This is a genomic window from Microbulbifer variabilis (assembly GCF_052467165.1).
Genome location: NZ_CP174301.1, coordinates 116,711 through 133,025 on the forward strand (window position 1 = coordinate 116,711; position 16,315 = coordinate 133,025).

The 16,315-nt window shown below is 47.6% G+C and carries 17 protein-coding genes; 5 read left to right on the plus strand and 12 right to left on the minus strand.

Annotated features, from left to right (window positions below; translation table 11 throughout):
* The first annotated feature begins 100 nt into the window (after positions 1 to 100).
* Positions 101 to 487 (plus strand): SpoIIAA family protein, encoded by a 387-nt coding sequence (locus ACJJIP_RS00540; RefSeq protein WP_020414206.1) that lies wholly within the window; start codon positions 101 to 103, stop codon positions 485 to 487.
* A gap of 111 nt (positions 488 to 598) precedes the next feature.
* Positions 599 to 1,360, plus strand: coding sequence for a TerC family protein (locus ACJJIP_RS00545; RefSeq protein ID WP_020414207.1), 762 nt, complete (start codon positions 599 to 601; stop codon positions 1,358 to 1,360).
* A 92-nt stretch (positions 1,361 to 1,452) separates the two neighbouring features.
* On the opposite strand, the gene ACJJIP_RS00550 is transcribed toward ACJJIP_RS00545, so the two are convergent.
* The 11 genes from ACJJIP_RS00550 to ACJJIP_RS00600 form a co-directional block, all read right to left on the minus strand.
* A complete protein-coding gene (locus ACJJIP_RS00550; RefSeq protein WP_020414208.1) occupies positions 1,453 to 1,908 on the minus strand; it encodes a phosphate-starvation-inducible PsiE family protein in 456 nt (151 codons plus the stop codon).
* 37 nt (positions 1,909 to 1,945) lie between these two features.
* Positions 1,946 to 2,650: a lipase family alpha/beta hydrolase gene (locus ACJJIP_RS00555; protein WP_245556708.1), complete on the minus strand. Its 705-nt coding sequence runs from the start codon at positions 2,648 to 2,650 to the stop codon at positions 1,946 to 1,948.
* Positions 2,651 to 2,715: 65 nt separating this feature from the next.
* Entirely contained in the window at positions 2,716 to 3,648 is a 933-nt protein-coding gene (locus ACJJIP_RS00560) for an alpha/beta hydrolase (protein ID WP_020414210.1), read from the minus strand.
* Between the two features lie 102 nt (positions 3,649 to 3,750).
* Positions 3,751 to 4,578 carry a DUF5694 domain-containing protein gene (locus ACJJIP_RS00565; protein ID WP_020414211.1) on the minus strand — a complete coding sequence of 276 codons (828 nt, stop codon included), beginning with the start codon at positions 4,576 to 4,578 and terminating at the stop codon, positions 3,751 to 3,753.
* Positions 4,579 to 4,711: 133 nt separating this feature from the next.
* Positions 4,712 to 4,990, minus strand: coding sequence for a DUF5694 domain-containing protein (locus ACJJIP_RS00570; RefSeq protein WP_020414212.1), 279 nt, complete (start codon positions 4,988 to 4,990; stop codon positions 4,712 to 4,714).
* A gap of 95 nt (positions 4,991 to 5,085) precedes the next feature.
* On the minus strand, positions 5,086 to 5,439 hold the full coding sequence (locus ACJJIP_RS00575; protein WP_020414213.1) for a hypothetical protein: 354 nt from the start codon (positions 5,437 to 5,439) through the stop codon (positions 5,086 to 5,088).
* 197 nt (positions 5,440 to 5,636) lie between these two features.
* A complete protein-coding gene (locus ACJJIP_RS00580) occupies positions 5,637 to 6,098 on the minus strand; it encodes a YccF domain-containing protein (protein WP_040629038.1) in 462 nt (153 codons plus the stop codon).
* 875 nt (positions 6,099 to 6,973) lie between these two features.
* On the minus strand, positions 6,974 to 7,204 hold the full coding sequence (locus ACJJIP_RS00585) for a hexameric tyrosine-coordinated heme protein (RefSeq protein ID WP_020414215.1): 231 nt from the start codon (positions 7,202 to 7,204) through the stop codon (positions 6,974 to 6,976).
* A gap of 102 nt (positions 7,205 to 7,306) precedes the next feature.
* Complete coding sequence (locus tag ACJJIP_RS00590) at positions 7,307 to 7,684, minus strand: PH domain-containing protein (protein ID WP_020414216.1); 378 nt, start codon at positions 7,682 to 7,684, stop codon at positions 7,307 to 7,309.
* A 105-nt stretch (positions 7,685 to 7,789) separates the two neighbouring features.
* Positions 7,790 to 8,293: a riboflavin biosynthesis intermediates N-glycosidase gene (gene ybiA, locus ACJJIP_RS00595; RefSeq protein WP_444946014.1), complete on the minus strand. Its 504-nt coding sequence runs from the start codon at positions 8,291 to 8,293 to the stop codon at positions 7,790 to 7,792.
* Between the two features lie 85 nt (positions 8,294 to 8,378).
* Complete coding sequence (locus ACJJIP_RS00600; RefSeq protein ID WP_020414218.1) at positions 8,379 to 9,299, minus strand: LysR family transcriptional regulator; 921 nt, start codon at positions 9,297 to 9,299, stop codon at positions 8,379 to 8,381.
* A 204-nt stretch (positions 9,300 to 9,503) separates the two neighbouring features.
* Here ACJJIP_RS00600 and ACJJIP_RS00605 point away from each other — a divergent pair, with 204 nt between their 5' ends.
* The 3 genes from ACJJIP_RS00605 to ACJJIP_RS00615 all read left to right on the plus strand — a co-directional run bounded on the left by ACJJIP_RS00605 (position 9,504) and on the right by ACJJIP_RS00615 (position 13,402).
* Positions 9,504 to 10,949, plus strand: a complete 1,446-nt coding sequence (locus ACJJIP_RS00605; protein WP_020414219.1) for an NAD-dependent succinate-semialdehyde dehydrogenase — start codon at positions 9,504 to 9,506, stop codon at positions 10,947 to 10,949.
* Between the two features lie 130 nt (positions 10,950 to 11,079).
* On the plus strand, positions 11,080 to 12,393 hold the full coding sequence (aptA, locus tag ACJJIP_RS00610) for an omega-aminotransferase AptA (RefSeq protein WP_020414220.1): 1,314 nt from the start codon (positions 11,080 to 11,082) through the stop codon (positions 12,391 to 12,393).
* 427 nt (positions 12,394 to 12,820) lie between these two features.
* Positions 12,821 to 13,402: an HdeD family acid-resistance protein gene (locus tag ACJJIP_RS00615; RefSeq protein ID WP_020414221.1), complete on the plus strand. Its 582-nt coding sequence runs from the start codon at positions 12,821 to 12,823 to the stop codon at positions 13,400 to 13,402.
* 104 nt (positions 13,403 to 13,506) lie between these two features.
* On the opposite strand, the gene ACJJIP_RS00620 is transcribed toward ACJJIP_RS00615, so the two are convergent.
* Positions 13,507 to 16,239 carry a M1 family metallopeptidase gene (locus ACJJIP_RS00620; RefSeq protein WP_444946015.1) on the minus strand — a complete coding sequence of 911 codons (2,733 nt, stop codon included), beginning with the start codon at positions 16,237 to 16,239 and terminating at the stop codon, positions 13,507 to 13,509.
* Positions 16,240 to 16,315 lie beyond the last annotated feature (76 nt).

The window sequence follows — 16,315 nt, forward strand, 5'->3', positions numbered from 1 at the left end:
AGAGGTATGAAGAAATCAGTCTCTAGAGGCTACTACCATTATTTACTTAGGCTTGACTCTGGTAATTTAAAAATTGACTCCAAGCAGAGAAGGGGAGCTTATGAGTGACCAACCCCATGGTATTTCGATTGGTCTGGAGCAGAACGGCAACCATTTTTTTCTTACCCTACGAGCGCGCGGAAAGCTGACCCACGAGGATTACCAGACGATGGTGCCGATGCTCAACTCGGCTCTTGAGGGGGTTGAGCATCCAAAAATCGATTGCTTAATGGATGCCAGTGAGTTACAGGGTTGGGAACCGCGAGCCGCCTGGGATGACTTCAAGCTGGGAATGGCCCATGGGCGCCAGTTCAATCGAATTGCAGTGATTTCAGACAAGCGCTGGATGAAGGTAGCAGGCAAGGTAGGAAGCTGGTTTATCGGAGGGGAATACAAGGTCTTTGAAAATGAAGCCGATGCCATGGCTTGGTTACGTGAGGGGGAATAAAATAGCTTTTGCATCACGCAGCAGAATGCGTGTTCAGGTAGACCAGTGCAGTTTAATATTTTCTCAGGGTGTTACTGCAGAACAACAATAATCACAAATAAGGATTGCTTCATGTTCGAGTGGGTAAGTAACCCGGAGGCCTGGGTTGCGCTGGCTACACTGGCAGCGTTGGAAATCGTATTGGGCATCGACAATATTATTTTTATTTCCATTCTTGTCGGGCGCTTACCGCCCAAACAGCGGGAACCAGCCCGTTTTATTGGTCTGACCCTTGCTATGGTGACCCGCCTGGGGTTGTTATTTTCTATTGTCTGGATTATGGGCTTGGTGGAGCCACTATTTAGTGCGTTTGGAGTGGAAATTTCCGGGCGTGACATCATTCTGGTTGGGGGTGGATTGTTCTTGATTGGTAAGGCCACCCATGAAATACACAATAGCTTGGAGGGTGCCGAAACCGATGCGTCAAGCTTGGGCACAGCCGGTTTTGGTATGGTCCTGCTACAGATTGCAATACTTGATATAGTTTTCTCTCTCGACTCAGTAATTACTGCGGTGGGGCTGGTGGATGAAATCTCCATTATGGCAATTGCTATTGTCTTAGCGGTAATTGTTATGCTGATTGCGGCAAAACCAATTGGTGACTTTGTCGATCGCCATCCCACGGTAAAAATTCTGGCGTTGGCATTCTTGATAATGGTGGGGCTCACCTTAGTGGTAGAGGGCTTTGATGTGCATGTGCCCAAGGGCTATATCTATTTTTCCATGGCCTTCTCCATGGCAGTGGAAATGCTTAATTTACGTCTGCGGAGCAAAAAGGAGCGACAGACTCCACCGGTCAAACTGCACCAGTCCCTGCGTGAAGATAGTCAGTGATTATTTCTCAAGTGAGCACTTAAAAAATTGGAAAATAAGCCAAGAAGATAAAGGACTTGGCTTATTTTCTATTTCTTAGTGACAAGTGATCCTTAGACAGTTCTATTTCTGACCTTTAATATCAGATAGGTGAGCCCCAGAGCCAAAGTTGCAGCAGCCAATCCTAAAAGCTCCCCAGCACTGACTTTATCCAGGTCCAGGATTATAAATTTACGTGCAAGTGCCAATATGGCAATCAATACAACAACCGTAGTTTGAATAATGCTTTGTTGACGTGTGACCACATATTGTAACGTACGGCTAAACTCAAGGGCGATCAGCAGTGTGATGATTTCGCCAAATATGGTTTGGAATACCTTGTGATCCAGAGGGTCTCTCATGCCTACTATTAGCATGGAATAGACCGAGTAAGCCAGACGGCTGATGGCGACAATTATGATAATCACAATAATAAAGGTAAGGATTAGGGCGATCAGGCTCTCAAACTTATGATAGTAACCATGTATCGCACTTTCCGGACGAATAGGTTTTTGTTCTGGATCGCTCATCTCTGGCTCCCACAGTCATTGTTCAGAGGAATACAAGTTATTCCATTCCGCTGATAACCTCTTTCTTCATTAGCGAGATGACCTTACTGCTCATGGGCATTAATCGGTGCAGAATTACAGGGACTTCATAGGAGGTGCCTATTCCGAGTTTGGCACTACTGTGGGGCATAATGGTGACATCATATTTTGTCCAGATGGAAACTGGATCTGTTGTTTCCAGCATATGGATGCTCTGATTTAACCCTCGCAGGAATTCACTTCCGACGCGTAATTGCTTGCCACCTTTGTAGGGTAGGAAATTGGCCCAATAGCTGCCATGATGAGGGGAAGCGATAGAAATAAATTTATGTACCCTGCCAATACCATTCATCGACTGAAGATAATAGCGTGCAACAATACCTCCCATGCTGAATCCTACCAAGGTGCAGGTAGCTCCTTTTTTTACCAGTTTTTCCATCTTCGCCATCAGCTGTGAAGAAAGGTGCTCCATACCGTGCCAGCCGGAGTTATAACGCAGGTGAATGTAATGGGTGTCGAATCCTGCATCCGCCAGAGCGTGTTGCATCCGTAGCAGGGAAGATCCACGGTCGAAAATTCCGGGTATCAGTAGAACTGTGTGACTTTTAGGATTCATCGCATAGAGTAGGAGTGATCTTCCACAGAGGTCCACTGAACCCCGAAGTTGAAGCCCTGTGAACTGCACCTGCCCAAAGTGTAGTTGGGCAAGACTTGTGGCGATCAAATATCCCTCATAAGCTATTCAATCGCCAGCGATTCAATTGCCAAAAATTTTGAGGTAGGCAGAGGTTATTGATAGTCGCGCTGTTTTTCCGTGCCAAGAAGGAAAATAAGGGCATGATCCAGCCTGGCATTCCAAGACTTCTCATCGTGGGTATGCTCTACAAAAACCCGTGACTGCCAGTTGTTGTCGTTATAACCTCGCTTGCGCATAATCTTGTCCACAGCCTGTTGCAGAGGCGGATAAAAGCGGTCCAGTGTCTCGGTGCCATGATCAAAGTAAAAGCGATGTTTTCCCGGTTCAGGTAGATTTTCCCGGAGGTATTTGCGAATGGATTCTGCGACAGGGAGTGTCTCTTCGGGACCGATGCCTGGCCAGTGGGTGGAAATTGCTGCAGTAGCAGAGAATACTTGTGGATACTCCAACACCGCATAAAGGGAAATCAGTCCTCCCATACTGGAACCAGCGATAAAAGTGTTCTCTGGGTTACGACTGACTTTATAGTTTGTATCTATATAAGGCTTTACCCTTTTTACCAGAAACTCCAGGTACCGGTCAGCTCGCAGCTCAGCTCGATTAAAAGGGTGCTTCACCCTTCGTGAAGACTCAGACATTAGATCTCGCGCTTTTTGCGGGAAATAATCACCATGGCGGCCATCTCCGCTATTGTGCAGTGCAACCACGATAAAAGGTCGCGTACGGCCCTCTGCGATCAGGCGGGATGCCGTTTCGTCTACACCCCATTCCTGCCCATTCCATGTAGTGCGGCTATCAAAAAGCATCTGCCCATCATGCATATACAGAACAGCATAGGGAGCCTGGGCTGGGTATTCATCTGGCAGCCATACCTGTACTGGACGATCTGCAATGCCCTCGTAGGAAATGCTGGGCAATGTCTCCAGGGTGCCGGAAGCCAGCTGCGCCTCTGCGAAGGCCTTAGAGAAAAATGTAAAGGTTAGATAGCAAAGAAGAGCGAGTAAAATACGCAAGCTAGGAAGCATATTATCCACCTATTGTAATCCATTGATTTGAAAATCAACTCTATGGAAAACTAGGGAACCCTGGCTCACCCCCCTTGGGGGATGAGCCAAAGCTGGATAGCTTTACAGGTAATCGTTTATTTCCCAGGCTTCGCGCTGAAGATCAGTGGCCAGAAGTGTTTTCATAAGGGCGGTATGACCTGAGCCTGCAATGGCGATAACCTTGGTTCCTGGCTGAGCCTTAGTCTGGATATTGGCATACATTCGAAAGTTTCTGTGCCACCAACTGACTGATGCATCTGCCCCTGAAAAACCCTCACCAGAGTCAATATCATTTACCATAAGATATAGGTTCATATTTTTTCTGTCTCTCTCAACAGAGTTATCGATCTGGAGTAATTGTCTTAAGGTTAGCGTTTTGTGTTGCTTGCTGGACAAATTCCCGAACTCTTCTATCTCTGTATCGAATATTTTCTTTCTTTCTGGTGTATTGGTACTCATATAGTTCATGAGCTTGGACCCATCCCAGTGCACCTGATTTTCATCATAGCAGATAACGCCACTTAGCTTTGCTTTAGCTGCAATGCGAAAGCCCAACTGCTGACTTTCATTGACTTCAAGCCTATGTTGTCCATTCAGATAAGACTGAAATTTTTTATCAATCTTGTTTTGGATGCTCGGGTCACATTCAAGCATTACATGGGTGGGGGACTCGCTTGCGAGTTTTTCAGTTAATTGCTCCAGATAGGCTTGATTTTCAGGTGTTAGCACATCAATAACATTCAGCTTTACTGTATCTCGGCCAGGATTTGCGAAATGAAAGGTACCGAATAACATTACCTGAGCTGTCGGTGCTTCAGGGCTGGATAATACTTCTTTTTCCGCAGCCCAACTTGCAGAACAATATACTAAAATGATTGTACTGCTAAAGATTTTTATAAAATTTTTCATTGTTATCCTTATTTGCCAGCGGCTATTTTAAATAATTATTACAGGTATTCATTAACATCCCAAGGGTGGCGACTTTTGTCAACCTTCTGAAGGGACTTTAGAATAGCGGTATGGCCAGATCCACCGATAGCGATTACTTTAGTTCCCGGTTGGCTTGAACCTGTATATTGGCGTACATGCGAAAATTGTGATGCCACGAGCTGGTTGCTGCATCGGCATCGATAAATTCCTGCCCCACACCAATATCATTTCCCATGATATAGAGATTCATGTTATCTCTATCTTCTATGGGATTATTATGAAATTCGAGCAATTGGCCTAAAGATAAACTCTTATTTCTCTGGGAAGTTTCTTTGCTGAGCTTTTTTTTAGTTTTCATGAATTTTCTTTCTTCTGGAGTTTCTTTGGCCATATACTCTCTTAGTTCAGCACCTTTCTAGTGAACATTTCTTTCATCATAACATATGACACTTTTCAGTCCCGCCTTACGGCTATACGAAATCCCAGTTACTGATTTTCATTTACACTAAGTTCGTGACTGCCATTTTTATAAGAATTGAATTTCTGATCCATTTGTCTCTGGTGTGTTGATGGACATTCAATTAATACATGGGTAGGGGGTTCATCCGTAAGTTTGCTGGTGAGTTCTTCCAAATAGTCCTGGTTACTGGGTGTCAGTGCATTTGTCACCTCTGACTTTACTGTGTCCAATCCTGGGTTGTGAAAATGAAATACACCAAATAGCATTACCTGGACAGGTTGTATCTTCAGGTCGGCTGGTATTGATTTATGATTTGCATAGATTATAGAGCTAACACCAAAAGCAAATATGCCAGATATAATTGAGATGATTGCTCTCATTGTTTACTCCCTGTTTTCATATAATAGAAAGATGAGAATTGCTTATCATTAGACGCTACAGAATAACAAGGAGATGCAGCAAAAAGAATTTTTTGCTGCCTTTCAACATAAACTATTTGATACGTTTGTCTTAAGTAAATGTTTATAATGCCATTTGATTAGGCACCTAATTTGGGAAATTTATATTTTAGAAAAAGCTAGGCGTTACCTCGAATTTGAGAAACAGTTGCGCTGGCATTTTTCATCCTTGCAGCCTGGGCAACTTCCTTAGTTACAATGGTTTTGCCAATTGGAGATAAGGAAATACCGGCAAGCTTAAGATGTTGGATTCCAAATGGAATGCCAATAATGGTTAAAAAGCAGGCAAGAGCATGAACCAAATGGCCAATAGCCAGCCAGATACCTGCGAATAGGAACCAGATAATATTGCCCACTAAGCCAAACCCGCTGGTACCTATGTCCTCATTTAAGGTTAGTTCTTTGCGTGATATTGCTTCACGACCAAAGGGAAAGAATGAAAACTTACCCATAACAAAGCAGGCTCTCCCCCAGGGAATACCGATAATACTGATAAATGCTACTAGAGCAAAAAACCACCAGCAGAGGCCCATAACAAAACCACCTAATATAAACCAAAGAAAATTTCCCAGAGTTCTCATACTTAGCTTTAGTATCCTATCTATACTCATTAAAAATTTATTGCATCTGGTTAGAAAATGCCAGATTTATAGCTCGTAATCAATCATCAATGTAATCTCTTATTTAGAATCAAGTGCTTTGTGGCTTAGACGCTTTATCCTGAGTGTTTGGATGCACCGTTTAAATTATTTTTGCTGGTGGTATTTTTGGTATTGTGCCAAATGGCTTCTCAATTTTTTATAAGGGTGTAATGCTATGAAAGCAGAGAGTTCTTGATATTTATATTTTTGCTATGAAGCTGCTTAATAATGGAGCAGGTCATCTATCATTTTATGATAGTTGGACCTTAAATAACATAAAGTTGATAAATGGTTGCCTGAATTCAACTGACAATGCTCCCTATATCCTGAAGTAGCAATGAAAAATAAGAGGTAGAAAGCTGGGAAAGATGATTTATCAGTAAATTGTTAGTGGCGGGTTCTATCTTCTGGAGATACTCCTTAATTAAACCACCAAATCGATTGTTAGAAGGATAGGATAATATACCTGCCATTTGATTATTATAAATATCGAAGCATACACTGACACTCTGGATATCTGGTACCTTCAATTGCGGCAAGTTACTATCTTACCGGTATTAATCCTGATTAACTTATCTATTCGATTAATATGTTGTATAACTATCAGCCCAGCTTGAATATTATTTGCAGACTTGATAGATAGTCCAGGAATAATAAGGTTTAGATAGATGAAATACGATTGATATAAAATTGATTGTGAATTTGAAGAAAATTTATTCTTGATATACCTGTGTGGGATAGAGGTTATAAATGCGCTCTGTGGACTTATTGGCGATAAACCTGGGTTATTTTATCACAAAGCGCACTGGAGTTTATTAACTACGCCAGTAGTTATTCGCCGCCGCCACAGTCTGGAAATTGATAGCAACAACTTGGGAGGATGCGATCAGGCTATCGGCATTTTCCTCATAGGAGGCCCTTAGTTTTCCTCTTACTTCGTCAGAAGGTTGAGTATATTTTACTCCCATTCTGGATAGTTTCATCGCCAGCTCAAAACCCTGCTGTGCATTTTCGGTAATCAGGCTTTCTAACCAAATTTGAGACATGAAATTCCCTCTCATTTGTTTAATCGATATAGTTTAAGAACTTATGCCCTGGTGATGGTTAAACCAAGCCAAAACATAGTGGGTTAATGTTCACTTAGTCAATCAGTCGAGAACATACTTGCTGATGTGTTGATTGAACTGGACAAGATCAAAGGAGCCTTTGATTTCAAATTCGACCTTACCAACTTCGCTGAGATAAACCACAATTTCACAGTCCATATCCAATGTGCCTGCAGTTTCAACTGAGAAAGCCTGAATTCTACTGTAGGGCAAGGATGTGTAATCTACTTTAGATCCGGTCAATCCCTGCACATTGGCTGCAATAATACGCTTGTTGGTGAATACTACCTGGTCTCTTATTGCCTTGAAGCCTGCGAAAATGGATTCACCATCTATCAGGAACTTATTAAATTCATCCCTGGCAGAGGAGATATCAATGGGCTTTAGTTTGAAGACAGAGGAGTTTTTGAAGTCGATCACAGCTCTTCCCTGGTGGATCTAAAAGCAATTATGCTTAGATTAACACTAAGGTGTAAGGAATAGTAGTATGTATTATTGGTAACTATTTGTTAAGTAGAACATAAATTACCTAGTGATTTGTCCTAAGGTGTTGAGCTTGATTATTGATCTTATCGACATAAGAATCTCACCAAGTAGGTTTTTCCCGGTCCAGTTATCTGGATTCAATATTCTGTTGTCATCCGAACTCAGGCCTATACCCCAAATTAAGTCATGAGGAGAAGACTCAGCTAAGATTTTATTGTTCGTTTCAAGTAACCTCTCTTTTAAGTCTTCGTGTTGCGTAAACTTCAGATAGTTCGCTGTCCAAACTACCCCAAGTTTGTGTTGATCCCAGGTTTTTGATTCATAACCTAGAACGGCTCTACCTAGCCTTTGTTGCTCGGATGGATTTTCTTCTTTGAGGATGTTATCAGCGGTCTTAATATCGCCGAAAAGTATTGCCTTTTTGTACATCATATACTGTTCGCAGCAGTTGTAGGTTTGACCATCGATATCTGATATATCTCTCAGTGTCCACTGCCCAAATTGATGCTTCCAAAAAAAGTAAAACTTTTCTGTTTCCCTCATTGAATTTTCCTTACTTGGATGTCGTGAATTCTAGGAGAGTGATAATACAGATCAACTAAATGGATTATCAGATACTCTTGATTAATTATTCACGTATCACCAGTGCTCTCAGAAACAGCTTGATTGTGGGGTGCTCAGCTGCACTTTTTTTGAAAGTCGCTGCATTTTGAATACGGTAATGAAATTTCCCTGATAGCAGGGGCAGGAGCTGATGTGCTTGAACATATTTACGTGCAAGATACTCAGGCAGAAACCCGATAAAAGATCCAGAGAGAATCATGGCGAGTCTTGCTGCCATATGGTTGGCGGTGGAGCGTTTGGGAAAAAGGCGATAGAGATGAGCTGCACCAGATAAAACAGCATGGCTGGGAGCGGCCAGTTCCTGCTGAGTGAGTAACTCTTCACTAATTTTGTTGGCTTGGGCACACGGGTGATTGGCGCCACAGTAAAGGGTGGATTGATGTTGGAATAGAGGTTGGTAGTCTAAACCCGGCCTGTGTGAATGCAGCGGGTTGATGCCAACATCGGCGCGGCCGGCGAGGATTTCCAACTCCAGCTCCTGGGGTGCGGCCAGTTGGACCTCCAGGTGTAACTGGGGGGCCTGTTCTCTCAGGCGAGCAATGGTTGCGGGCAGGTCTAGCTGGGGGATTTCCAATACGTCATCCGGCATCACCAGGCGTAGAGTACCGGTAAGCTGGGACTGAATAGCGTTAACCTGGCTTCTAAAGGCATCCAGATGCCCATCCAGTTCCAAAATTGCCTGAAAGAGGGTTTCTCCCTCTGGTGTCAGTTTGAAATCGGCACGCCCGCGAGAGCGGAGGCATAGTTGCATACCCAGACGGGTCTCCAGGTCAGAGATATGAACACTGATGGTGGAGCGCCCGATGTTGAGCGCTACTTCTGCCGGTGCCAGACCGCCGGCGCGCACTACTTCTCGAAAGACTCTCAGCAGACGGAGATCCATATCGCTGAGGCGACCACCCAGAGCACTTTTTGCCTTGCTCATTTGCCGAATTCTCCCGTGTTTTCCACGAATTTTTGCCGTAACTTAGCATTGCTAGGCAGCCTCAAGGGGAAAGGCCTTAGCTGCTTTGAGATAAAGTTTGATAAATATAAATTTTAGTTGCAAAAATACTACTATTCTCCCCCCCTAGCTGCGGCCAAAATCGCCGCAATACTATTAATAACACGCAATTATCAGGAGTTTCCGGTGAAACTGGCGAATCCAGACCTGTTGAAGTTTCAGAACTATATCGATGGAGAGTGGCGGGATGCTGAGGGCACCGCAGAGGTGCGTGATCCGGCCAATGGCGAGTTGTTGGGCAAAGTAGCCGATGGTTCAGCGGCAGATGCAGAGGCAGCGGTAGCCGCAGCTAACGCGGCTTTCCCAGAGTGGAGCCGCCGCACCGCCGGCGAACGTGCCGCCATCCTCAAGCGCTGGTATCAGCTAATTATGGATAACAGCGATGATTTGGCGCGTATCCTCACTTTGGAGCAGGGCAAGCCCCTGGCGGAAGCCAAGGGTGAAATTCTCTACGGCGCTTCTTTTATCGAGTGGTTTGCGGAGGAGTGCCGCCGCGCTTACGGCCAGACGATTCCTACCCACAACCCGGCGATGCGTCTGAGCACCATCCGCCAGCCAGTGGGTGTTGTAACCTGCATTACACCGTGGAACTTCCCCAACGCGATGATTACCCGCAAAGCGGCGCCTGCGCTGGCAGCTGGCTGTACCGTGGTGATCAAACCCGCTCTCGAGACCCCGCTTTCCGCACTGGCTCTTTGTCGGCTGGCAGAAGAGGCTGGCCTGCCCAAGGGCACTATCAATGTTGTGACTGGCACTGATGCGCCGGGCATCGGCAGAGTACTGACCCAGGATCCCCGTGTGGCCAAATTCACTTTCACTGGTTCCACTGCTGTCGGCAAGCTGCTGATGGCCCAGTGCGCCAGCACGGTGAAGAAGATGTCCATGGAGCTGGGTGGAAATGCCCCCTTTATCGTTTTCGATGATGCAGATATCGATACCGCAGTGAAGGCCTGTGTAGCGACCAAGTTCCGCAATGCCGGCCAAGTGTGTGTAGCCACCAATCGTATCTATGTGCACGAATCTGTGCACGATGAGTTCGTAGAAAAACTGCGTGCTGAAGTGGCTGCAATGCAGATTGGCCACGGCACAGAAGAGGGGGTGAATATGGGCCCGATGATCTTCCGCCGTGCGGTAGATCGCGTTCAGGGCCTGGTGCAGGATGCGGTAGCGGCTGGCGCCAAGATCGAAATTGGCGGAGAGCAGCTGCCAAATGGTGAGAACTATTTTGCCCCGACCCTGATCACCAGTGTTACTGACGATATGCGTATTGCTCAGGAAGAAAATTTTGGACCGATTGCGGCAGTGCAGAAGTTTACCGAGGAAGATGATGTAGTTCGCCGTGCTAATGATACTCCCTATGGCCTGGCCGCTTATGTAATGAGTGAGAATATTCGTCGCGCTAACCGAGTGGTCGAGGCACTTGAATACGGCATGATTGCCTGCAACACCGGGGTTTTCTCCACTACGGTCGCACCTTTTGGCGGCACCAAGGAGTCCGGTATTGGTCGCGAGGGGGGAGTTGAGGGTATGGCCGAATTCTACGAGACCAAATACTGCTGCTTCGGTGCTTGACCCACAGGTCCGAACGGTTATGCCACGCGCTTGTCTGAAATTGCACAAGCGCCTTGAGAGATTAGCGGGAGCCAATGGCTCCCAAATCCGAATACATTGAAATTTCAGGGAACTTGCGGAGATACAGTTTATGTCTGAGATGCAAACCAACGCTTTCTGGATGCCTTTTACCCCCAATCGCACCTTTAAATCCGCACCGCGGATCGTGGAGCGCGCTGAGGGTATTTATCTCACCGAAAAGGGTGGACGCCAGATTATTGATGCAACCGCTGGCCTCTGGTGCAGCAATGCCGGTCACGGTCGTACTGAAATTGCTGAGGCAATATACCAGCAGGCAAAAACTCTGGATTACAGCTCTATTTTTAATTTCGGTCACGAGCTGGGCTTTGAGTACTCCGAGCGCTTGGTGAAGCATACTCCAGACGGCCTCAACCATGTATTTTTCGGCAATTCCGGTTCCGAAGCGGTAGAGACTGCATTGAAAATTGCCCTGCAATACCAGCGCGCACGAGGCAAAGGCACCCGCACCATGTTTATCGGCCGCGAAAAGGGTTACCACGGGGTGAACTTCGGTGGTATCTCTGTAGGTGGTATCGCTCCGAATTACCAGAGCTTTGGTCAGCCGGTTAAAGCCAATCATATGCGCCATACCCTGGACATTGAGCGCAATGCTTTCAGCCGTGGTCTTCCTGAGCATGGTGTGGAACTGGCGGAAGACCTGGAGCGCCTGGTGGCCTTCCACGGTGCAGATCAAATCGCTGCGGTAATCGTCGAGCCGTTTGCCGGTGCTGGCGGTGTGGTGCTACCTCCGAAAGGTTACCTGCAGCGTTTGCGTGAGATTTGTGATCAGCATGACCTGTTGCTGATTTTTGATGAGGTAATTTCCGGTTGGGGCCGTACCGGCTCCGCGTTTGGCTCCATCGAATTCGGCGTGACCCCGGATATGATCACCTCCGCCAAAGGTATTACCAATGCGGCAGTGCCTTTGAGTGCGGTCTTTGTGAAAGACGATATCCACAACACCATTATGGATGCGGCCGCTGAGGGTATGGTGGAATTCTTCCATGGCTACACCTACTCCGCGCATCCAGTAGCTTGTGCTGCAGGTATGGCAACCCTGGATATCTACGAGCGCGAAGGCCTGCTAACTCGTGCATCCGGTGAGATCGGCCAGCATTGGGAAAATGCCTTGCACAGCTTGGCGGATATGGACAATGTGATTGATGTGCGCAACTACGGCTTGGTTGGTGCGATTGAACTGCGTGCGCCGGAAAACCTGAAGGGTAAATTCGGGGCCAAAGCATCTGGCATGGCCTGGGAGGCAGGAGTGATGGCCCGAGGTATTGGTGATGCCCTGTGTATGTCCCCACCACTCATTATCGAAAAGCACGAGATTGATGCAATTGTCGATAAACTGCGTGGTGTGATTGGCGAGCTGTCCTGATCAACTCTTCCGGCAGCCTTCGGGCTGCCGGCTACTTTCACTGCATTTCCCAAAGCCTTTCCTCTGCTTAGCAGAAAAATAAACCCCGCAGTGAGAGAGTTTCCCTGTGCTATTTACACCTGACTTCTAATCCAGTTTGGTCAATAACCTGATTTGTCAGTTACGGCTACACTGGAAATAGCGGCCTGCGGCGCGATCTCAGTCTTTGCAGAGTCGACTGCATGGTCGCGCTCGTGGGCCGCCTCCCTCCTTATAGCCCTTATCCAATGGGTAGTTTTCCCAATGCTTTAAGTCTCCAGATTATGAGAAGGCAATTGGCTTTTTAGCATCTTTTTGCTGTTTTTCTGCGGAGATTTTCCCGAAAAACTGGTAGTCCATGGACTGTGGCGCTTAAATTAAAATAGATGTTCTACCCGGGGACTGCTCTATGTCCACTGATACTTCCTCTCTCCCCTCCGGGCCTATATTGCAGGTCCTCTCGGCCAATTGGTGGCTGCTGTTATTGCGCGGGTTAATTGCGGTAATTTTCGGGGTGCTAACTTTCATCTGGCCGGGATTATCCCTGCTGACCCTGGTTTTCCTATTTGGTATTTATGCTTTGTTGGATGGGATTTTCTCGCTGGTTGCGGCGGTGATGGGGAGACACAAGTCTACCCCCCTATGGTGGCTGATCGTCTCCGGTTTAATCAGCCTGGCAGCAGGGATAGTGACTTTTATGTATCCACAAATAACAGCGTTGGTACTGGTAATTTTTATTGGTGCCTGGGCCCTGGTTCGTGGAATTTTTGAGATTGTCGGTGCGATTCGCTTGCGCAAGGAAATTGACAATGAGTGGCTGCTGATTGCCATCGGTGTGCTTTCAGTAATCTTCGGTATTGCGATTCTGGTGAGTCCGGGGGCAGGCGCCTTGGCGCTGGTGTGGTTGATAGGAGCCTACGCAATTATTTTTGGTCTGCCGATGATTTGGCTGGCATTCCGACTACGTAAGCACAATAAAGGTGAATCCTGAAATTTGGGCAAGTTAGCCGGGAGAGTAATCCCCTCCCGGCACTGGCAGCAAAAATTTCCCTGCTATGAGGATATTTAATACTGTAATAAATTAGCGCGGCTGTATCAGATATTTTGGGCCAGGCCCACTGACCTCGGCAAAGCTTCCATCAAGGACTGCCCTTTTTTCTCCAGTGCCATACACAGCTGTATACGCTCTTCTGTCTGTGCCAGGCTGCGTTGGTAACCGGGAGTGAGAGCGCCGTGTTGAGCAAACAACTGCTGTAATTCCTGCAAGCGTTTTGCATCACAGAAAACGCCAGCAAAAGCCGGGGTGCGGCGACGAATTTGGGCCGGAATTTTATCCACAACCTTGTCAAAGTTATCGCGCAGCCACTGCCAGTTTTGTTCTTGTACTTCAGGTTGGGCCAGGGAGTACTGAATCAATGTGAAGGTTTCACGGGGTCCCATTTCTTCGCTGAGGGCCAACTTTTGCACGACTTCTAATTGCGAGGGACTGTCACTACTGCCAATGGCACTGGCGCTGGCATTCTCGAAGCGCGGATCATCCAACACGCCGCGTACTTTGATCAAGTGCGACAAAAAGTCATCACCAGCATCCTGTACGGCTACGGTCAACGCAGGACCATAGAGGTCGGAGTCCAGCGCTTCAGGGTCGCGGGTTGTTTTGTAACCGGTGAATGCAGTGGCTTTATCCACTAACTGCTTGCGCGTATCTGGATCGCCAGCGACCAATGCCATAAAGCCGAGCAGTTCACTGTGCAGCATTTGCTGATCGGGTTCAGCGCTGTTGGCACTGTTGTTTAGTAGCGGTAAATACAGGTTTTGAGCAAAGTTTAGGAATGCAGAGTGCTGCACTTCACCCAAGTAGCTCTCCCGATACTTGCGCAGGTAGTTTAGTGGCAAGGTGATGACCTGCCGTTTTTCTACTCTTGCAGATTGGCGTACAACTTCAAGTAACTGAGCTGCTGGCAGTTTTCCGGCCTCGAAGGCAGCAAAGGCGCTGTCGATAATGGACAGCTGTTCGGTGGGGGCGAATTCTGCAAAATGTTCGAGCAGGGCCTGCCACTGGGCTTCAGGCAAGTTCCAGCGATAATACCCGCTGCCCTGGGCGTTCGGCATTACCCAGCTCGGGCAGGTATTGACGGCAATATCCAGGGTTTCTTCTTTGCGGGTCAGTATCTGGCATTGCTGTTCACTGCCGGCACTGCTGAAGCAGAATGGGATGTTCCACTTTTGCCCGGTCTCTTCAATGGGAGAGCCCAGGGCTTTGTAGCGGCTTTGGCTTACATGCAGTTTTGCCTGGGACGGAGTTGTGCAATCCAGCAACAGCTCCAGCTGAGGTACACCCTTTTGCTCAACGAAACTGCGGAAAGCCTCTGTCAGTTCTGGAGTATTGGTCTCTTCGCCAATAACTTTGTAGAAGGATGGCGAGTCCGCTTCCCCATCACTAAAGGTTTCCAGGTAGCGCCCCAGGGCTGGACGAAAACGCTCGGCTCCAAAATAGCTGTCCACCATATTGATCACACCGAGACTCTTTGAATAGGTGATGGAGTCATAGGCGTTACGGATATTGTTGTTGTCAGTCACCGGTTCGCGAATAGCGCGAGTACTAGCCAGGGAATCCAACTGCATAGCGCCAATGGCGTAAGTCGCGGCATTCAGGTCGTGGCCACCTTCCGGCTCCATAATACGCAGCACCAAAGGTTCTCCCCAGGTGGCAAACCCTTCTTTCAACCACAAGTCGTCCCACCAGGGCGGAGTTACCTGGTTGCCAAACCACATATGGGCGATTTCATGGGCATGTACCTCCACCAGGGCCAGGCGGGCACCAGGGGCGGGATTATCACCTACCAGAATGCGCTGTTCGCGATAGGTGATGGCGGCAGATAACTCGGTAGCTCCACTGGGCCATTGGGGTGCTGCGATGATGTCGAGTTTCTTGAAGGGGTAAGGGCGTTGTAGTTGGTTCTCGAAGGTTTCCACCATTTCGGGGGTGATATCGAGGATATAATTCATATCGCCACCACGGCCCTGGCGGGCAAAACCACGTAGTGGAATAGGCTCTTTGCGATATTTACTCGGTGGTATGGCCGGGCGCTCGACGATATCGAAGGGCCCTACCGATAGAGACAGCAAGTAGGTGGACATGGGGGGCGTAGCAGCAAAAGTCACCTTCTCCATGCCTTCACCAGCGGCTTCACGTTTTAGCTCGGGCCCATTACTAATAGCGGCATAGCCTTCAGGTACAGTCAGGCTGACAGAGAAGGTCGCCTTGAGGCCTGGCTCGTCAAAGCCAGGCAGGTACTTGCGCGCCTGGATCGACTCGGACTTGGCCAGGACATAGGCGCTGCCCTGCTCCTCAACCTTAAACAAGCCCGCCAGGTTGCGATCAAAGTCGGCACTGTAGTCAATAAGCAGTGTGAACTCGCCGGCGGGTAACAGTTCGGCAAATTCGATAGCGGCCACACCGCTGCCTAGTACCTGGCGATATTGAGCTGCGACTTCGCGCCCATCAGTCAACTGTGCCTTAATCACACTTACACCGAGGTTATTGCCATGTAGCCAGATATGGTTGGCAGCCTTGGCCAGCTGGATATCGATAGCGACACTGCCGCTAAAGGAATCCTGGCGAGGGTCCAGGTTGAGGTCTAGCCGGTAGGCGGTGGGGCTCACTCCCTGTGGCAATTTGCCCTCTGGGGCATCACTCAAGTCCAAGGTTACAGCCGAGGTGCTGGTCTGCAGTTCGGGTTTTTGCGCGGCCTTTTCTTCTGGATTGCAGCCGGCTACAGACAGTAAAGTCGCGGCCAACAGGGCAAGTGGTATCTTCTTGTTCATAGGGAGAGGGTACTTTGCCTAAAAAGAGGCCATTGTAACGGTTTGGCGAAAAATACGCCTAGTGCTGAAGTGGTTT